16 protein-coding genes are annotated in these 18,649 nt (G+C 71.9%); 9 read left to right on the forward strand and 7 right to left on the reverse strand.

The window, feature by feature from the left end; genetic code table 11:
- Positions 1 to 38 precede the first annotated feature (38 nt).
- The 3 genes from ACY34M_RS14150 to ACY34M_RS14160 all read left to right on the forward strand — a co-directional run bounded on the left by ACY34M_RS14150 (position 39) and on the right by ACY34M_RS14160 (position 3,536).
- Entirely contained in the window at positions 39 to 611 is a 573-nt protein-coding gene (locus ACY34M_RS14150) for a DUF1269 domain-containing protein (RefSeq protein ID WP_462717963.1), read from the forward strand.
- The gene (locus ACY34M_RS14155; protein WP_462717964.1) at positions 611 to 1,096 is read left to right on the forward strand and encodes a DUF1269 domain-containing protein; all 486 of its coding nucleotides are present in this window, start codon (positions 611 to 613) and stop codon (positions 1,094 to 1,096) included. Before ACY34M_RS14150 ends, ACY34M_RS14155 begins: the two co-directional genes overlap by 1 nt.
- Before the next feature lie 154 nt (positions 1,097 to 1,250).
- A complete protein-coding gene (locus tag ACY34M_RS14160) occupies positions 1,251 to 3,536 on the forward strand; it encodes a LuxR C-terminal-related transcriptional regulator (RefSeq protein ID WP_462717965.1) in 2,286 nt (761 codons plus the stop codon).
- Positions 3,537 to 3,561: 25 nt separating this feature from the next.
- Here ACY34M_RS14160 and ACY34M_RS14165 read toward each other — a convergent pair whose 3' ends face one another.
- Positions 3,562 to 4,023 (reverse strand): response regulator transcription factor, encoded by a 462-nt coding sequence (locus ACY34M_RS14165; protein WP_462717966.1) that lies wholly within the window; start codon positions 4,021 to 4,023, stop codon positions 3,562 to 3,564.
- A gap of 163 nt (positions 4,024 to 4,186) precedes the next feature.
- Positions 4,187 to 4,453, reverse strand: a complete 267-nt coding sequence (locus ACY34M_RS14170; protein ID WP_462717967.1) for a hypothetical protein — start codon at positions 4,451 to 4,453, stop codon at positions 4,187 to 4,189.
- Between the two features lie 177 nt (positions 4,454 to 4,630).
- On the opposite strand from ACY34M_RS14170, the gene ACY34M_RS14175 reads away from it, so the two are divergent.
- A complete protein-coding gene (locus tag ACY34M_RS14175) occupies positions 4,631 to 5,074 on the forward strand; it encodes a DUF7144 family membrane protein (protein ID WP_462717968.1) in 444 nt (147 codons plus the stop codon).
- A 19-nt stretch (positions 5,075 to 5,093) separates the two neighbouring features.
- Here ACY34M_RS14175 and ACY34M_RS14180 read toward each other — a convergent pair whose 3' ends face one another.
- On the reverse strand, positions 5,094 to 6,413 hold the full coding sequence (locus ACY34M_RS14180; protein ID WP_462717969.1) for a diacylglycerol/lipid kinase family protein: 1,320 nt from the start codon (positions 6,411 to 6,413) through the stop codon (positions 5,094 to 5,096).
- A gap of 123 nt (positions 6,414 to 6,536) precedes the next feature.
- Between ACY34M_RS14180 and ACY34M_RS14185 the strand changes: the two genes are divergently transcribed.
- Positions 6,537 to 7,955 carry a DUF2252 domain-containing protein gene (locus ACY34M_RS14185; protein WP_462717970.1) on the forward strand — a complete coding sequence of 473 codons (1,419 nt, stop codon included), beginning with the start codon at positions 6,537 to 6,539 and terminating at the stop codon, positions 7,953 to 7,955.
- Here ACY34M_RS14185 and ACY34M_RS14190 read toward each other — a convergent pair.
- Complete coding sequence (locus ACY34M_RS14190; RefSeq protein ID WP_462717971.1) at positions 7,947 to 8,756, reverse strand: YhjD/YihY/BrkB family envelope integrity protein; 810 nt, start codon at positions 8,754 to 8,756, stop codon at positions 7,947 to 7,949. The genes ACY34M_RS14185 and ACY34M_RS14190 overlap by 9 nt on opposite strands.
- 218 nt (positions 8,757 to 8,974) lie before the next feature.
- On the opposite strand from ACY34M_RS14190, the gene ACY34M_RS14195 reads away from it, so the two are divergent.
- From ACY34M_RS14195 to ACY34M_RS14210, 4 genes are read left to right on the forward strand one after another with little or no spacing between them, the layout of a single operon-like run.
- The gene (locus ACY34M_RS14195) at positions 8,975 to 10,264 is read left to right on the forward strand and encodes an ABC transporter substrate-binding protein (protein ID WP_462717972.1); all 1,290 of its coding nucleotides are present in this window, start codon (positions 8,975 to 8,977) and stop codon (positions 10,262 to 10,264) included.
- Positions 10,264 to 11,256, forward strand: coding sequence for a carbohydrate ABC transporter permease (locus ACY34M_RS14200; RefSeq protein ID WP_462717973.1), 993 nt, complete (start codon positions 10,264 to 10,266; stop codon positions 11,254 to 11,256). Before ACY34M_RS14195 ends, ACY34M_RS14200 begins: the two co-directional genes overlap by 1 nt.
- Positions 11,249 to 12,082 (forward strand): carbohydrate ABC transporter permease, encoded by an 834-nt coding sequence (locus ACY34M_RS14205; RefSeq protein ID WP_462717974.1) that lies wholly within the window; start codon positions 11,249 to 11,251, stop codon positions 12,080 to 12,082. Before ACY34M_RS14200 ends, ACY34M_RS14205 begins: the two co-directional genes overlap by 8 nt.
- Before the next feature lie 7 nt (positions 12,083 to 12,089).
- Complete coding sequence (locus tag ACY34M_RS14210) at positions 12,090 to 13,322, forward strand: Gfo/Idh/MocA family protein (RefSeq protein WP_462717975.1); 1,233 nt, start codon at positions 12,090 to 12,092, stop codon at positions 13,320 to 13,322.
- A gap of 27 nt (positions 13,323 to 13,349) precedes the next feature.
- On the opposite strand, the gene ACY34M_RS14215 is transcribed toward ACY34M_RS14210, so the two are convergent.
- The 3 genes from ACY34M_RS14215 to ACY34M_RS14225 all read right to left on the reverse strand — a co-directional run bounded on the left by ACY34M_RS14215 (position 13,350) and on the right by ACY34M_RS14225 (position 18,638).
- The gene (locus ACY34M_RS14215; protein WP_462717976.1) at positions 13,350 to 15,713 is read right to left on the reverse strand and encodes a phosphoketolase family protein; all 2,364 of its coding nucleotides are present in this window, start codon (positions 15,711 to 15,713) and stop codon (positions 13,350 to 13,352) included.
- A 149-nt stretch (positions 15,714 to 15,862) separates the two neighbouring features.
- Entirely contained in the window at positions 15,863 to 17,461 is a 1,599-nt protein-coding gene (locus ACY34M_RS14220; protein ID WP_462717977.1) for a carbohydrate-binding protein, read from the reverse strand.
- Between the two features lie 220 nt (positions 17,462 to 17,681).
- Positions 17,682 to 18,638 (reverse strand): helix-turn-helix transcriptional regulator, encoded by a 957-nt coding sequence (locus ACY34M_RS14225; protein ID WP_462717978.1) that lies wholly within the window; start codon positions 18,636 to 18,638, stop codon positions 17,682 to 17,684.
- Between the last annotated feature and the right edge of the window lie 11 nt (positions 18,639 to 18,649).

The raw sequence follows: 18,649 nt of genomic DNA on the forward strand, positions 1-18,649 counted from the left end.
GCCGGTGGAGATTCCGTCGTAGGTCGAAAGGAGACGCCATGGCGGACATCGGACCGGTGCAACTGCTCACGATCGAGTTCGGGCCCGACGCCAAGTTCGAGGGGCGCATCATCGAGGAACTGGCGGTTCTCGAGGCGAACGACCAGATTCGCGTGCTCGACATGCTCTTCGTCAGCAAGGAGTCCGGTGGCGACCTGTTCACCCTCGACTTCCAGCAGGAGGGCATGGGAGCGACCGTCGCCGCCCTGCTCGGAATCTCTCGGGAGCGGATCAGGGCGGCCCAGGAGACGTATCCGAGCCTTGCCGAGGGCAACGCGTTCGGGCTGAGCACCAGCGACATCAGGGAGATGGCCGACTCCCTCGACCCCGGATCGTCGGCGGCGTACATCCTGTTCGAGCACGTCTGGGCGAAGTACCTGCGCAAGGCGGTCAGGGACGCCGGAGGGGTGCCCGTCGCCGAGGGCTTCCTCACCGAGGAGGCGCTGGAACCCGTCGCCGCCGAACTCGCCGCCGCCGCGAAGCGCCTGGGCGACCCGGTCGCGCCCGGCTCCGCTCCGCGCCCCACTCCACCCCCGCGCCCCACCCCCGGAAACCGGCACAGGAGGACCTGATGGCAGATCTCGTCGTACTCGGATTCTCGGACAAGGAAAAGGCCGAGGCGGTGCTGCGCCTCGCCCGTGACCTGTCCCGGCAGGAACTCCTCGACCTCGATGACGCGGCGGTGGCCTGGCGCACGATGGACGGCAAGATCCACGTCCACCAGACGCACAGCACCACCGGAGCGGGCGCGGTCGGCGGCGCCCTGTGGGGCTCGCTGTTCGGACTGCTCTTCCTGATGCCGGTGTTCGGTGCCGCCGTGGGCGCGGCCACCGGCGCCGTCGCGGGCAAGCTCACCGACATCGGCATCAACGACGCCTTCGTCAAGGAGACCGCGAGCGCCCTCGAACCGGGCCGCGCCGCCGTGTTCGCCCTCGTCCGCCGCTCCACGCCCGACCGGGTACGGGACGCGGTACGCCCCTTCAACCCCACCGTCATCCGTACGTCGCTCACCAAGGACCGGGAGGAGGAGCTGGTGGCGGCCCTTCAGGGCACGTAACCGGCCGGCCGGACAACCCCCTGTCGACGCGCCGTCCCGCCCGGGAACTTCACCCGGGTGAGATGGCGCCTGGCGTGGGCCCGGGGTGGCGCGTCCACCCCCACACTTGCGTGCACGGGGGAGGGTTCTCGGCGCTACGAGAGCGAGGTGCACCATGGCCGAGGGGTCTCACCGCACTGCGGCCGGCGCCCCCGGCCCCGAACCCGCAGGCACCGTGCCCGCACTGCCCGACTGGATCGTGCCCCGCCCCCGGCTGACCGCCCAACTGGCCCGCGGTGTGCGCGGGCCGCTCACCGTGGTCGTCGGCCCCGTCGGCGCGGGCAAGACGGCCCTCGCCCTGGAATGGGCGCACACCCGCCGCCCCACCTGGCCGCTCGCCTGGGTCACCTGCGACGGCCCCGCCGAGCATCCCGGCGTCTTCTGGCAGCGGGTGTCCGGTGCGCTGCGCGCCGCCGGGGTCGCGGCGCCGGAACCCGCCGCGCCGACGGACGAACCACTGGTCGTGGCCACCCTCGCCGCCTGCGTGAAGAGCCACGGCGAGCCGGTGATCCTGGTCCTCGACGACTTCCAGCCCGCCCTCGACTCGCCCATCGCCCGCGGCGTCACCCACCTGCTGCGGCACGCCCCCGACGAACTGCGCCTCGTGGTGCTCGCCCGCCGCGACCCGCCCCTGCACCTCTACCGGGGACGGCTCACCAGCGAGGTCACCGAGGTGCGCACCGCCGACCTCGCCTTCGACGACCGGGAGGCGGCGGCGCTCCTGGCCCAGCACGGCATCGACGTGACACGGCAGACGCTGAGCACGCTGCGGCGGCGCGCGGACGGCTGGGCCGCGGGACTGCGCCTCGCCGCGATGTCCATGGAGAAGCGCGGCGACCACGAACGGTTCGTGGCGCAGTTCGCGGGCGACGACGAGGCGATCTCCAGCTACCTGGTCGAGGAGGTGCTCGACCAGCAGTCGTCCGACATGCGCCGGCTGCTCCTGACGACCAGCATCCTGGACCGGGTCAACGCCGAGCTGGCCGCCGAACTCGCCCGGGACCCCGACGGCTCCCTGTTCGCGGGCCTCGTCCGGGAGAACTCCTTTCTGCAGCCCGTGGGGCAGGGCTGGTACCGCTGCCACCAGATGTTCGCCGACGTGCTGCGGACCTGCCTGCGGCACGAGGCGCCCGGACTCGTGGCGCCCCTGCACCGCACGGCCGCCGCATGGCTCGCCGCGCACGGACTGCTCGCGGACGCCGTACGGCATCTGCTCGCCGCGGGCGACTGGGCCGGCGCGGCCCGGCTCATCGTGCACCACGTCGCGATCGGGCAGGTGCTCGGCCTGTCCAGGTCCCGGCTTCCCGTCGACCCCGGCCGCAGGACGGCCGAGGAACCGCCCGCGGACGAACCGGAGTCCGTGCTGCTCGCGGCGGCCGTCGCGCGCACCCGCCGGGACGACCAGGCGTGCGGCAGGAGCCTGGACCGGGCCGCCCAGCTCCTCGACCAGCTGCCGCCGGGGGAGGACGACCGCGCAGCGCGGTGCCGGCTCGCCCACGCCGTGATCCGCATGGACCGGCTGCGCTGCCGCGACCCGCGCCGCGCCGGGGCCGCCGCGGCCGACGCCGAGACGGCCTGCGGGCGCGTGCCGCACACCGTCCTCGCCGAACGTCCCGAGATCCAGGCCCTCATTCTCGCCGTACGGGGCAGCGACGAGCTGCGCGACGGCAACCTGAAGGCCGCGCAGGTATCCCTCACCGGAGGGCTCAAGGCGGCGGGCGCCGCGGGCAACGGCGCGCTGCGCAGGGACTGCCTCGTCGAACTGGCCCTGCTGGAGGCGCTGCGCGGCCGCTTCCGGGCCGCCGACGAGCTCACCGCCCAGGCCACCCAGCCGCCGATGCCGCCCTGGACGGCGGGCGAGCCGTCCCGCGCCACCCTGCACCTGGTGCGCGCCTGGGGCGCCCTCGCACGCGGCGAGCCGAGCCGCGCCCGGCACGAACTCGTGCACAGCGACGGGGTGTTGGCCAAGACGGCGGACACGTTCCTCGTCGAGGTCGGCGGCGTCGTCGCCCGGGTCGCCGGCACGGCGGAGCGCGGGGCCAGGGGAGCGGAGGCGGTCGCCGAGGTGGTGACGGTGTCCCGGCTGCCCCAGGCGGTGCAGCGGACGGTCGCCCCGACCTGCGTGCGGCTGCTGAGTGCCGCACAGCCGCACCGTGTCACCAAAGTCGCCCCGGTGCCCGAGCGGGAACCGGTCCCGACGGCGCCCGCCGAGCGGCTGAGCGCACGCGAGCGCGACGTCCTCGACCGGCTCGCCCAGATGATGACCACCGAGGAGATCGCCGAGGAGCTCTACCTCTCGATCAACACGGTGAAGACCCACCTCAAGAGCGTCTACCGCAAGCTGGCCGTGTCCCGCCGCTCGGAAGCCGTCCGCAGGGCCCGCGAACTCCAGATCCTGTGAGCGCGACCGTGCGGGCGCGGCGGTTCTAGATGAGCCCCAACTCCCGTGCCCGGAGGATGGCTTCGGCCCGCGAGCGCGCGCCCAGCTTCCGGTACACGGCGCGCGTGTGGCTCTTGACCGTGTTGTACGAGACGTAGAGTCCGTCGGCTATCTCCCGCAGCGGCATCTCCTCCTGCAGCTGGTGCAGAACCGCCAGCTGACGCACGGTCAAGGGCTGTGGTGCCGGGCGCGATCCGTTGTCCCGCGGCGCGGGCACCGCGGCGAGTGCGGCCGACGCGCGGTGCACCAGCGCACCGGCGGTCCGCGGATCCGCGACGTCGCCCGCTATCTCCACCAGCGTCCCGGCGACCCACACCAGGCAGGTCGTCAGGGCCGCGTCGGCGGTCGTGCTCTCGTGGGTGAGCGCGCGCAGTTGCAGGCGCAGCGCCAAGGCCCGTTCCGTGCCCGCCCGTTCCCTGGACGGGCGCGTGCACAGTGGTGCGATCATGCCCCTCACCTCCCCATGTGGAGGGCATCGCCTCACCACAGTGGGGGGCGCGCGGCGGATAAGAAAGGGTTCTTCCGCGCCGATTTGCGGGCCGGTCCCCGGGGCCGGTCGGCTCCGCACCGGGAACCGGCGGGCTCTTGTCCCCGACCGCCTCTCGAACCCCTTACCCCCTGCCGTCCTGTGTCCGGGGGAGCCGGCGGACCTCCAGGAGTTCCAGGCCGAGCCCCTGGATGCGGTCGAGGATTCCGTACAGGGCGGCCTGGTCGAGGCCGGCGCCGACCAGCACGGTCTCGGCGGGGTGCAGCACGACGGTCAGCTCGCCGAACGCCGACCGGAAGGCCTCCCCGATCCGTCCTCGGACGCGGATCTCGAAGTCGCCACCGCCGGAGGGAGTTCCGGCAGGCCCCGGGCCCGTGTGTGCCCCGCCCATGACGTCACCTCCTGTGCGACCGCCACCCCGCGTGCCATTGTCCCGGCGGCGGCGCCACCGACGGCATCACCTCGCACGGGTGACAGGCGTACAGCGGCCGGGGCTCATCCGCTGCGGGTGAACCGGCCCCGGTGGTGCGGGCGGCATGCTCCGGTCCCATCGAGGAGGAGGTCCGACATGGCTGAACAGTTCCCCGACGCGCCCCGGCCGGAGCCGCGCGTGCGTCCGGCCGCCGTCGGCGGAGTCGTCTTCGCCGCGTTCGTGATGGGCATCATCGGCGCCTACCACGCGATCGCGGGCCTCTCCGCGATCCTCAACGAGAACTTCTACGAGGCCCAGGACGACTACGCGTTCGACTTCGACGTCAATGCCCGCGGCTGGGTACAGATGATCACCGGGGTCATCGTCTTCGCCGCCGCGGTCAGCCTGTTCAGCGGCCGCACCTGGGCGCGGATCGTAGTCATGATCATCGCCGCGATGAGCGCGCTGGAGAACTTCTTCTTCACCCCGTACCAGCCGGTGTGGTCGGCGATCCTCATCGCCCTCGACATCCTGGTGATCTGGTCGCTGGCCATGTACGGACACCGCGAGGCGCACAAGGTCTACGGGGCGCCGCTCTAGGGCGCCCGCCCCGCCGCCTTCAGTCGCGCCGCACCGTCAGCGCCAGGCCGGTGATGCCGCGCCAGTCCAGCGGCGGGCGCTCCCGGTACGTTCCCGGGCGCTCGCTCGGCACGACCACGCGCAGGGCGCCGGGGCGCACCTCGACCCGCACCGGAACGGCCATGCGCAGCGCCTCGCCGTCGAGGCCGACGGCGATCGACTCCTGGTCTGCGTCGACGACCACCGAGGCGGCGGTCCGCGTCGTCACCCCCGCGGACCGGCCGCCCCGCAGCAGCCCCGCGGCCTGCGCGGCGCTCGTGACCCGCACGCCGACGCAGCCGAGGATCCCGCCGTCGAGCCGGGTGCGCCGGCCGAGCCCCGCGATGTCGCGGGCGCCGTACGGGTTGTTGCTCACCAGCAGGGCCTGCGGATCGACGACGTCCTCCCCGCCGACGTGTGCCGTGAGCCGCGCGCCCTTGTGCCCGACGAGCAGATCGGGCAGCAGGTCGAGGGTGGTGCGGGTCTTGCCGTCGCGGTAGGCGGGGCTCTGCACCACCTCCGCGTAGGCCCCGAACGACACGTTGTTGACGAACGGGTAGCCGCCCGCCCGGCCGATGTCGACCCGCAGCTCGACGCCGTCGCGCAGGGCGTCAAGGGCCTTCGCGGGGTCCTCGCGGTCCAGGCCCAGATCGAGCGCGAAGTGGTTGCGGGTGCCCGCGGGGATCACCAGGAACGGCAGTCCGAACTCCGCGGCGACGTCGGCGACGAGGGCCTGCGTGCCGTCACCGCCTGCGACGCCGAGCAGATCCGCCCCCGCGGCCGCCCGCTCACGGGCCAGCGCCGCCACATCGACCGCCTCGGGTCCCTCCAACAGCACGACGTCGGCCCCGAGTTCCATGGCCTTCGCGCGCAGCCCGAAGCGGTCGACCTTGCCCCCGCCGGAGCGCGGATTCATGATCAGCACCGGCCGGTGGAACGCCGGAGCCGGGGCCTCGGGCATCGCGGCGGGAGCCGACCGCGGGGCCAGGGCCGCCCTGCCCGCCCCCGCGGCCAGCAGCCACAGCGCCCCCGACAGGAGCACCACCCACACGAGGCGCGCGCGGGCGTACGAGACCAGCACCCACACCGGCGCGGCGAGCGCGAGGAGCAGCGCGAGATACCGCACGACCCCCCGCCTGCTGAGCACCCACCACACACCGGCGGCCGTGACCGCCGTCCCCAGCAGCCCCACGCCCAGCAGGGCGAACGTCCGCAGCCCCGCGAAGGCGGCCAGGACGGCCACGGCGGCGGCAGCGGCGGCCAGCGCCGCCCGCGCCAGCCACCGTTGCCCCCGCACCCGCCCCCTCGTCGTCGCTTCCATGACCGGCAGTCTGCGACCGGCGGGACCCGGCGGGCTCACCCACCGGAGGCGACCTCACACCGGTGGGGTGACGTGGCGGCGGGCGACCCGGCGCACCGTGTGCACAGCCAGGAGGGAGCCGTCATGACCGAGACCGCCGAGACCGGGACGACGATCCGTCGGCAGACCGCGCGGGAGCGGGCGGACAGGGGCAGGACGGCGAGGTCCGGCGTCCCGCGCTCCGGACACGCCACCTTCGCGCCCGCCGCGGACCGCCCCGACCCCGTCGACGTACTGGAGAGCCAGTCCGCGCGCAGGCTGCCGGAACTGGTCCCGCTGCGCTACGGGCGCATGCTGGAGTCGCCGTTCCGGTTCTTCCGGGGCGCGGCCGCGATCATGGCCGCCGATCTGGCGCGCACCCCATCCACGGGCTTTCGCGCCCAACTCTGCGGTGATGCGCACCTGTTGAACTTCCGGCTGCTCGCCTCCCCGGAGCGGCGCCTGATGTTCGACGTCAACGACTTCGACGAGACGCTGCGCGGGCCCTGGGAGTGGGACGTCAAACGCCTCGCGGCCAGCCTCGCCATCGCGGGCCGCGGCAACGGCTTCGACCGCAGGGAGCGGGCCGGGGTGGTGCGGGACGCGGCGGCCTCGTACCGGCTGTCGATGGAGGGCTTCGCCGGGATGCGCACGCTCGACGTCTGGTACTCGCGGATCGAGGCCGACGAGCTGTACGCCGCCGTGTCCGCGAAGCTGGACGCCCGCACCAAGCGGCGCATGACGCGGGCGCTCAGCAAGGCCCGCGGCCGCGACCACCTCCAGGCACTGGAGAAGCTCGCCCACGTCGTCGACGGCGAACTGCGGATCGCCTCCGACCCGCCTTTGGTCGCGCCGCTCGGCGAGCTGCTGCCGGGCGTCGAACGCAAGCAGCTGGAGGCGCAGTTGATGGACCTGATCCAGCGGTACGCGCGCACGCTCACCGCCGACCGCAGGGCGTTGCTCGCCCAGTACCGGGTCGTCGACATGGCACGCAAGGTGGTCGGCGTGGGCAGTGTCGGCACCCGCTGCTGGATCGTGCTGCTGCTCGGCCGCGACGACCGCGATCCGCTGCTGCTTCAGGCCAAGGAGGCGCAGGCGTCCGTGCTCGCCCGGTTCGTGGGGCCCGGAGCCCAGGACAACCAGGGTGAACGGGTCGTCACCGGGCAGCGCCTGATGCAGGCCACCAGCGACATGTTCCTCGGCTGGGAGCGGGTGGAGGGCCTCGACGGCGCCGAACGCGACTTCTACGTAAGGCAGTTGCGGGACTGGAAGGCGATACCGCAGGCGGACCTGATGACCCCGCGCGTCATGGGCCTGTTCGCCCGGGCCTGCGGCGCGACGCTCGCCCGCGCCCACGCCCGCTCCGGGGACCGCATCGCCATCGCCGCCTACCTGGGCCGCTCCGACCGCTTCGACCAGGCCATCGCCCGTTTCGCGGAGGCGTACGCCGATCAGAACGAGCGCGACTTCCACGCACTGTCGGCGGCCGTGCGCGAGGGCAGGGTGCGGGCGGAGTCAGCGTGAGCCGGTGGCCGCCGGGCCGTCGAGGCGGTGGCGCAGGAACTCCTCCTGCGCCAGCACGCGGCCCACGGCCACCCCGAACACCACGGTGGTGAAGAAGACGATCAGCCAGGACAGCATGGTGAACACGGACCCGAGGGCCCCGTAGCGCTCCACGCTCACCCGCAGCGCGTGCGGCAGCCAGACCCCCGAGGCGCCGCAGAACGCGATCGATCCCGCCGCGGTCAGCACCGCTCCCGGCAGCAGCGGCGGCCACGGCACCCGCCCGACGAGCAGCAGGTGCTGGGTCCACCACCACATCAGGGTCGACGCCGCGAACTGCAAGGGGTAGCCGAGGACCGCGCCCGCGCCGAACGCCCGGTGCAGCGCGCCCTGCACGATCAGCATCGCCACCCACACGAGCAGCCACGCCGCCCACCGCCAGGCCGCGAGCCGCACCGAGGCCCGGGGCAGGTCCCAGGCCCGCTCGCACAGCCGTTGCAGGGCGCGGGTGAAGGCGGTGGCCGACAGCAGGGCGACCAGCACGCCCGCCGTGCCCCAACTGTGCAGGACGTCGTCCTCGCCGAGGGTCAGCTCCCGGGCCTGCGCGACCACGGAACCGCCCGTTCCGATCAACGTGCGCAGCGAGTGCAGCAGCTCGCGCCGCACCACCCGAGGGCTGAACGAGGCGAGCGCGATGAGCATCGGCAGGGCGGCCAGGAAGGCCTGTGCGGCCAGCCGTGTCGCCATGTCCAGGACCGTGACGTGCACCAGCTGCTGCGCGATCCGGCCCGCCAGGGCCCGGGCGGCACCTGAGATCGGCATGACGGCGCCCTCCCGGAACACGTGACACGAGCCTGCGGCCCCTGCGGGGCACCCTCGGGCCGTCCGGCCGACAGCACGTCGCCCGCGCCGGGTGACACGGTGGCCTGCCGCTGGACCGGCTTGTTTGCGTGAAAGTGATCGAAACAAGCCTTGACCCATCAACTTCAAGCAAATAGCGTCCTTGCATTCCGGTCGACCCTTCACCAGGAAGGCTCCCTGTGCGCAGGCGCTCTCTCCTCGCCGCGGCCGCCACGACACTCGCGGCAGCGCCGCTCACGTCCGGCTGCGGCCCCTCCTCCTCGAACGCGTCGGACGCCGCCGGCGGCGGTTCCCGGCGCGGCCATCTCACGTACGGCGTCTGGGACGTCTACCAACTGCCCGCCATGCAGCGCGCCGCGCGGGCCTTCGAGCGGGAGCGGCCCGGCGTCACCGTCGACGTCCAGCTCACGCCCAACGGCACGTACTGGACCAAGCTGCGCACCGCCTGCACCGGCGGCTCCGCGCCCGACGTGTTCTGGATGAACGGGCCCAACTTCGGCATGTACGCCGCCGCCGGGCAACTGCTGCCCCTGGACACCGGCGGCTCCGACGCCGTGCTGCACACCGACGACTTCCCGAAGGAACTCGTCTCCCTGTACCGGTGGAAGGGCACCCAGTACGGCGCTCCCAAGGACTTCGACACCGTCGCCCTCTGGTACAACAAGGAACTCTTCGACCGGGCCAAGGTCCCCTACCCGGACGCCGGTTGGACCTGGCAGGACCTCATCGAGAACTCCCAGCGGCTCACCGACCGGGGGCGCGGGATCTACGGGGTGGGGGCGCCCGTCCGCGCGCAGGAGAACTACTACGACTCCGTTCCGCAGGCAGGCGGCTGGGTCCTCTCCGAGGACAAGCAACGCTCCGGATACGCCGACGAGAAGACCCGCGAGGGCTTGCGGCTGTGGATCGACCTGATCCACCGGTATCGCGCCTCGCCCACCCTCCAGCAGATGGCCGACACCGACCCCACCCAGATGTTCCAGTCGGGCACCCTGGCCATGACCTACGAGGCGTCCTACAACGCCGCGACCTTCTACCGCGACCGCGAGCTGCGGGCCAAGGTCGACGTCGCGCCGATGCCCCGGGGGAAGCACCGCGCCGGCGTGCTGCACGGACTCGCGAACGTCGTCTACGCCCGCACCCCCAACCCCGACCTGGCCCGCGACTTCGTCCGCTTCCTCGGCACCGAACGCATCTCGCTCCTCCAGGGCAAGTACGGCACCGCGATCCCCGCCCGCAACGGCACGGCCGAACCCTGGGCCGCCGGCATGCCGCGCTTCAACCTGAAGGCGCACCTCGACGCACTCGACAACGCCGTGCTCTACCCCAGTTCCGCCAACAGCTCCGCCTGGCAGCACAAGGAACAGATGTGGCTCGCCAAGGCGTGGGCCGGCGTCGAGAGCCTCGACTCCGCCACCGACTCGCTGGCCGACGCCATGAACCAACTGCTTGCGCAGGAGAGGGTCTGATGAGCGTCACCGACACCCCGACGAAGGCCGCCGTGCCCGCGCCGCGCGCCCACTCCGAGCGCATCGACGACAAGGAGCTGCGCCGCCGCGAGCGCCGCTTCCGCCACCGCGACAAGTGGTGGGGCTACGCCCTCATCGCCCCGGCCGGGCTCGGCCTCGCCGTCTTCTACCTGTGGCCGGTGCTGCAGACCCTGTACTACAGCCTCACCGAATGGGGCGCCTTCGGCGGGACGACCTGGATCGGCCTCGACAACTACCGCACGCTCGTGGGCGACCCGGAGTTCTGGCAGTCGCTCGGCAACACCGCCGTCTACACCGGTCTCGTCCTCCTCGGCATCCCGCTCTCGATGGTGATCGCCGTCCTGCTCAACCTGAAGGGGCTGCGCGGCACCGGCGTCTACCGGACCCTCTACTTCCTGCCGGTCGTCACCATGCCCGCCGCGGTCGCCGTCGTCTGGCGCTGGCTCTACAACGGCGACGCCGGCATCCTCAACCATGCGCTGTCCACGATCGGCATCGACGGCACCCACTGGGTCTCCGACCCGCACACCATCCGTATCGCGGTCGCCGTCGTCGGCGTGTGGATGACCGTCGGCTACAACATGATCCTGCTGCTCGCCGGGTTGCAGTCCATCCCCGGCGACTACTACGAGGCCGCCGCCCTCGACGGGGCGGGACGGCTGCGGCAGTTCTTCTCGGTGACGCTGCCGCTGCTGAGCCCCACGCTGTTCTTCACCACCGTGCTCTCGGTGATCCAGTCGCTCCAGGTCTTCGACCTCGTCTACCTGATCCTCGGCGCCAACACGCAGAACGCGCTGCAGAACCCCGCCTACGGCGAGGGGCAGACCGTCGTGATGCTCTTCTTCCAGAAGGCGTTCTTCGACAACCAGCGCGGCTACGGCGCGGCGATCGTGAGCGTGCTGTTCGTCCTCATCATGGCGCTGACCGCCGTCCAGTTCCGGCTGCAGAAGAAGTGGGTCCACTATGCGTAAGACGGACATGCGCCAGGGGCGGATCTGGCCCGCCCACGTCCTGCTCGTGCTCGGCGCGGTGATCACCGTGTTCCCGCTGCTGTGGGAGCTGCTGACCTCCTTCAAGAGCTTCGGCGAGTCCGTGCGCGTACCGCCGACGATCCTGCCCACGCACTGGGACTTCTCGAACTATCAGAAGGTCTTCGACGGCGTCCCGTTCGGCCGGCAGTTCGTGAACACCGTCGTCATGGCGCTGTTGAGGACCGCCGCCCAGCTGCTGCTGTGCTCGATGGCCGCGTATGCCTTCGCCCGCATCCGTTTCCCCGGCCGCGGGCCGATCTTCCTCGGATTCCTCGCCGTCCTGATGGTGCCCGGCCAGCTGTTCCTGCTGCCGCAGTACCAGATCATGCAGAACCTCGGCTGGCTCGACTCCATGCAGGCACTCGTCGTCCCCGGCATGTTCTCCGCGTTCGGCACCTTCCTGCTGCGCCAGTTCTTCATGGGACTCCCCGAGGAGCTGGAGGAGGCGGCCCGGCTCGACGGCGCCAACCCCTTCACCGTCTTCTGGCGCATCGCGCTGCCGCTGGCCCGCCCCGGCCTGCTCGCGCTCGGCATCCTCACGTTCCTGTGGTCCTGGAACGACCTGATGTGGCCGCTCATCGTCAACACCGACCCCGCGAAGATGCCGCTGTCGGCGGGGCTCGCCGCGCTCCAGGGCGCCCATCTCACCGAGTACCCGGTGCTGATGGCGGGGTCCCTGCTCGCCACGCTCCCGGTGATCGTGGTGTTCGTCGCGATGCAGCGCCAGTTCATCCAGGGCATCGCTTTCTCCGGCATGAAGGGCTGAACCACGCATGACCACCGAGACCCGTGCGCAAGAGGCGCACCCCACCCCCGTACACACCCGTGACCTCCGCCTCGGGGTCGTCGGGCTCGGCCTGCGCGCCACCGTCGCCCGCGAGGCCCACCGCCCCGGCGAGGGCTCCGCCGTGGTGGCGGTCGCCGACACCGCGCCCGGCATGTTCGACCGGGCCCGCGACTGGTTCGGCGGCGACGTGCACACCTACGAGGGCCACCGGGCGATGCTCGCCGCCGAGGACCTGGACGCCGTCTTCGTCATCACCCCCGACCACACGCACGAGGAGCTCGCGATCGACCTCCTCGAAGCGGGCGTCGCCGTCTTCGTCGAGAAGCCGCTCGCCATCACCACCGAGGGCTGCGACCGCGTCCTGGAGGCCGCCCGCACCTCCGGCTCCCGGCTCTACGTCGGCCACAACATGCGCCACATGCCGGTCGTCCGTGTCATGCGCGAACTCATCGAGCGCGGCGAGATCGGCGAGGTCAAGGCCGTGTGGTGCCGGCACTTCGTCGGGCACGGCGGCGACTTCTACTTCAAGGACTGGCACGCCGACCGCCGCAACACCACGGGACTGCTGCTCCAGAAGGGCGCCCACGACCTGGACGTCATCCACTGGCTGGCCGGCGCCTACACGGAGCGGGTCGGCGCGCTCGGCGGACTCACCGTGTACGGGGACATCGCCGACCGCTCGGGCCAGGCGCCCGGCGCCACCATGCCCGACTGGTACGACCCCGGGAACAACTGGCCGCCGCTGTCCCTCACCGGACTCAACCCGGTCGTGGACGTCGAGGACCTCTCCATGATGGTGATGCGCCTCGAAGGCGGCATCCACGCCAGCTACCAGCAGTGCCACTACACGCCCGACTACTGGCGCAACTACACGGTCATCGGCACCGAGGGCCGCCTGGAGAACTTCGGCGACCACGGGGAGAGCGCCGAGGTCCGCGTCTGGAAGCACCGCAGCGGCTACCGCGCCGACGCCGACCTCGTCGTCCCGATGCCCTCGCCGGGCGAGGGCGGCCACGGCGGCTCCGACCCGCTGCTCGTCGCCGAGTTCCTGCGCTTCGTGCGCGAGGGCGGCGCCACCGACACCAGCCCCGTCGCGGCCCGCGAGGCGGTGGCCGCGGGTGTCGCCGCCACGCAGTCGCTGCGGGCGGACGGGCAGCCGGTGACGGTGGAGCGGGTCGCGCCCGACCTCGCCGCGTGGTTCACGAACGGACAGAGCTGAGGGGGCTCGTGGGCGGCGCGGGGACCCTCACCCCGCCCACGACCAGTTCGCGATCTCGGGCAGGTCCGTGCCGTGCTCCCGGATCCACGCGTGGTGCCGGGTGCGCGCGTCGGCCATCGCCTGCCGCACCGCCGTGGCCCGCACGGCGAGCCCCGGCACCCGGTCGATGACGTCCATGACGAGCCGGTACCGGTCGAGGTCGTTGCGCACGACCATGTCGAACGGCGTGGTCGTGGTGCCCGACTCCTTGTAGCCGCGTACGTGGAGGTGGGCATGGCCCGTGCGGCGGTACGCGAGCCGGTGGATCAGCCACGGGTAGCCGTGGTACGCGAAGATCACCGGCTTGTCGGCCGTGAACAGCGCGTCGTACTCGAAGTCCGGCATGCCGTGGGGGTGTTCGTCCTTGGGCAGCAGCCGCGTCATGTCGACGACGTTGACGACGCGCACCGCGAGCTCCGGCAGGTGCCGGCGCAACAGGCCTGCCGCGGCGAGGACTTCCTGCGTCGGCACGTCCCCGGCGCAGGCGAGGACGACGTCCGGTTCGCGCTCGCCGTCCTCGGTGCCCGCCCACTCCCACACCCCGGCGCCGCGCGCGCAGTGGGCGCGGGCCGCGTCGAGAGACAGCCAGTCGAAGCACGGCTGCTTCCCGGCCACCACGACGTTGACGTAGTCCCGGCTGTGCAGCACGTGCTCGGCCACCGAAAGCAGCGTGTTCGCGTCCGGCGGCAGATAGACCCGTACGACGTCGGGGCTCTTGTTGAGGACGTGGTCGACGAAACCGGGGTCCTGGTGCGAGAAGCCGTTGTGGTCCTGGCGCCAGACGTGCGAGGTCAGCAGGTAGTTGAGGGAGGGCACCGGCGCCCGCCACGGCAGCCCGCGCGACGTCTTCAGCCACTTGATGTGCTGGTTCACCATCGAGTCGACGATGTGCACGAACGCCTCGTAACAGGAGAAGAGGCCGTGCCTGCCGGTGAGGTTGTAGCCCTCCAGCCAACCCTGGCAGAGGTGTTCGGAGAGCACCTCCATCACCCGGCCGTCGCGCGTCAGGTGCTCGTCCGTGGCGAGCGTGCCCGCCTGCCAGGCCTTGCCGGTCGCGTCGAAGACGGCGTCCAGCCGGTTCGACGCGGTCTCGTCCGGGCCGACGATGCGGAAGTCACGGCGGTCCGCGGTGTCCCGCATGATCTGGGAAAGGAGGTCGCCGAGCACGCGGGTGGGCTCGTGGAGCGAGGTACCCGGCTTGTCGACGGGCACCGCGAAGCGCTCAAGGGGTGCGGTCGGCAGCGCACGGGTCAGCAGCCCGCCGTTCGCGTGCGGCGTGGCGCCGAGGCGCCGGTCGCCCTCGGGGACGCAGGAGAGGACCTGCTCGGTCGGGCGGCCCTCGGCGTCGAAGAGTTCCCCGGGACGGTAGGAACGCAGCCACGCCTCCAACTGCCGCAGGTGGTCCGGGTTCTCGCGGACGTTCGCCAGCGGCACCTGGTGCGAGCGCCAGGTGCCCTCGACGGGTTCGTCGTCGACGGCCGCCGGGCCGGTCCACCCCTTCGGCGTGCGCAGCACGATCATCGGCCAGCGCGGGCGTACCGTCGTCTTCCCCTCGCGGGTCTCGCGCTGGATGCGGGCGATGCGGTCGAGGGCCTGGTCCATGGTGCGGGCCAGCTCGCGGTGGACGCGCAGCGGTTCGTCGCCCGACACGTACAGCGGCTCGTGCCCGTACCCGCGCAGCAGTTCGTCGAGTTCGGCGTCGGGGATGCGGGAGAGCACCGTCGGGTTGGCGATCTTGTAGCCGTTCAGGTGCAGGATCGGCAGCACCGCCCCGTCGTGCACCGGGTCGAGGAACTTGTTCGCGTGCCAGGACGTCGCGAGCGGACCGGTCTCCGCCTCGCCGTCGCCGATCACGCACGCGACGAGCAGGTCCGGGTTGTCGAGGGCGGCGCCGTAGGCGTGCGCGAGGGAGTAGCCGAGTTCGCCGCCCTCGTGGATCGAGCCGGGGGTCTCGGGCGCGACATGGCTGGGCACCCCGCCGGGGAAGGAGAACTGCTTGAACAGGCGCGCCATGCCGGCGGCGTCCCGCGTGACGTCCGGATACGTCCGTGTGTACGAGCCCTCCAGCCAGGAATTGGCCAGCACGGCGGGCCCGCCGTGACCGGGACCCCATACGCACAGGACGTCGGTCCCGCGCTCCTTGATCACCCGGTTGAGGTGCGTGTGCACGAGGTTGAGGCCGGGTGAGGTGCCCCAGTGACCGAGCAGCCGCGGCTTGATGTGCTCGGCGGCGAGCGGCTCGGTGAGCAGCGGATTGTCGAGGAGATAGATCTGGCCCGCCGCGAGATAGTTGGCGGCGCGCCAGTGCGCGTCGAGCGCGGCGGCCTGGTGCTTGGACAGATCCTTCGCCATGGCAGCTCCAGCGGTTGCGGCAGGGGTGTGCGCGGCGCGGCCGGTCTGCCGCCCGGCCCGACCCCGCACGGAGAATCCTTGTGGCCATCGTGCCGGACCGCGGGGCCGACTCGCCGCGGGTGCCCGGGGCGAGTCGGACGATGCATCCGCTAGAGGCCGACCTGCTTGCCGCCGAGGGTCACGACGAGCGTGCCGTCCGCCGCGTACGACCAGGCGAGCGCGCCGCTGTAGGAGGCGCAGCGGGAGCCGTTCGTACCCGTCCAGAACTGGTTCGTGGAGTCCGCGTCACCGACGGTCTTGTCGTTGGACCCGGAGACCGAGAACCGGCACGAGGTGTTGCCCCGGAACACCGAAGTGCCTTCGTCCCAGGCGAAGTTGCGCTGCGGATTGTCGATGCTGAGGTTGTTCGACACCGCCATGGAGCCGGGGTTGCTGTTGTACGTGAACCCGTGCTTGCCGTTCTTGTACGCGATGCTGCGCCGCACGACGTGGTCGACCTTGATGTCCTCGCCGCCGAGCTTGTACCCGTTGCGGTCGCCGTTCGCGTTCACGGTGCCGTCGCTGAGCGTGCCGTTGTTGTACGACAGGGAGTCCTCGATGGTCACCGGGCCGATGGGGCCGGTGTCGGACTTGGTGTAGAGGTCCCAGCCGTCGTCGATGTTGTGGTGCGAGACGGTGTGGCGGAACACGTTCCCCGTGCCGGTGGTCAGCTTCGCGGCGAAGCCGTCGGCGTCCTCGCCGTCGGAGTCGGCGTTGTCGTGCGACTCCGCGCTCAGGATCAGGTTGTCGGACGGCCACTGCGACTGCGGTGTGGTGGAGGCGATCCGACCGAGCTGGAGCCCCGAGTCCCGGTTGAAGCGGGTGACCGTGCGCTCGACGACGTTGTGGCTGCCGCCGACGTAGATGCCGTTGTCCCCGGCGCGCTCCACGACGAGCCCCTTGATGTGCCAGTAGGAGGCGTTGAGGGCGAGCCCGCGGTTGCTCGAACTCTCGCTCTGCGCGGAGAAGTTGAGGACGGGCTTCTCGCCCGCATAGGCGGCGAGCGTGGTGCGGGCGCCGGAGGTGCCGTTCTTGCCCTCGGGGACGGTGACCGTGGAGGAGTACGCGTACGTGCCGCCGCGCATGTAGATGGTGCCGCCGGCGGCGACACGGCTGATCGCCGAGGTGAGCGTGGTGGGCGCGGACTCGGTGCCGGCCGCGCCGTCGGTCCCGGTCGGCGACACGTACAGGGCGCCGCTCGCGGGCGGGGTGGTGGTGTCGCCCGCCGGCGCGTCGACATCCACGTAGTCGATGTTGGGGAGCCCGGCGGAGGAGGTCGGGTTGAGCCGGATCGTGTTGCTGCCGGCCTTGACCGGGACGGTGACGGTCTTGGTGGCCCAGGTGGTCCACGCCCCGGTGCCCGCGAACGAGGTCGAGGTGGCGGTGGCGCCGTTCACCACGACGTCCGTGGCCCGCGTCGTGCTGGTGCCGTTCGCGTAGCGGATGCTCAGGGTGGCCGTGCCCGCGCCGGGGGAGTCCACGGTGAACTGGGCGTACGCGCCGGACGCGTTGGTGGCGTTGCAGTAGCCGGAACCGGTGTAGCCGGACCATTCGGTCTCGACGACGCCGGTGCACACGGCCGGGGAGGTCTCCGCCTGGTAGCGCGTCGTGGCGGCCTGCGCCGAGGTGCCCGACAGGGCGACGAGGGATCCGGCGAGCAATCCGGTCGCGGTGAGCGTGATGAGGGGTCTCGCGGCTCTTGAGTTCATCGTCCGTCTCCAGGTGCGTGAACGTGGCTGGTTCGAATCCGTGAACAGGACCGACCCGGAGCGTCATAATCAGGGCGGGGGAAAGCCCTTTCTGCGGGCGGTCGTCGGTGACGGTAGAGCTGGTGTCACCGCCGCGTCAACGTCTATGTACGTGATCGTTGTTCGTCCACATGAACGATCAAGGTATGGAGAGGCCGCCGGAGTCGCGGCGCGGCGGCCCTCAGGCGCCGGTCAGGGTCTCCAGCGGAGTGCGCCCGTAGGACTCCCGGTAGAGGGCCGCGAAGCGGCCGGTGTGGTGGAAGCCCCAGCGCGCGGCGATCGCGGTGACGGTCGCCGTCGTCGGATCGGCGGCCCGCAGCTCGTCGTGCGCGTGCGCCATACGGACCCGGCGCAGATATGCCAGCGGTGTGGTGTCCAGGTGCCGCCGGAACGCGTACTGCAGCGCCCGGACGGTCACATGGGAGGCGCCCGCGATCTCGGCGACGGTGAGGGGCTCGTGGGCGTGCTCTTCGATGTGGGCGACGGCGCGCCGCAGCGTGGCGGAGTGGGCGTCGTGCCGGTCCGTCCCGGTGGGCCGGGTCAACGCCGTGTTGGGGAAGGCCTTCAGGACGCTCGCGGCCAGGTACTGGGCGGCGGTCGAGGTGATCAACGGCTCGGCGGCGAGCGCGGGATCGCCCAGTACGTGATCCCGCACATGGACGATGGTCCGCTTCAGGTGGTCGGCCGCGGCGGCGGAGACGGGCCGATGGCCGAGCAGCCGGACCGGTCCCGGCGCCGATCCGGGGCCGCCGGCGGCGACCTGCGTCAGGAGGTCGGGGTCGAGCATGGTGATGTTGTAGCGGGCGCTGCAGACCGTCCCTTCGTAGGGCAGTTCGGGCGGGGTGAGGTACACCACGTCGCCGGGGCCGAAGGCGTCCTCGACGTCGCCGACGGCGTGGTCCTGGATGGTGCCCTCGTGGACGAAGCACAGACAGATCTTCTGCAGCGGCATCGCCGCGTACCGCATGTCGAAGTCGAGGTCGAGTTCGTCGACGCTCACCCCCGGCATCTCGTCGCGCCGCATCAGCGTCCGGCAGGAGGCGGGCGTGCCGTTGCCGATGCGCATACGGGCGTAGTGCCGACTCAGGAAATCCTCGGTGACGTCCATGTCGCTGCTGTCGAAATGCAGAGTGCCCATGTGCGCAGCCC

The organism is Streptomyces sp. EDA2-14 (assembly GCF_054963755.1).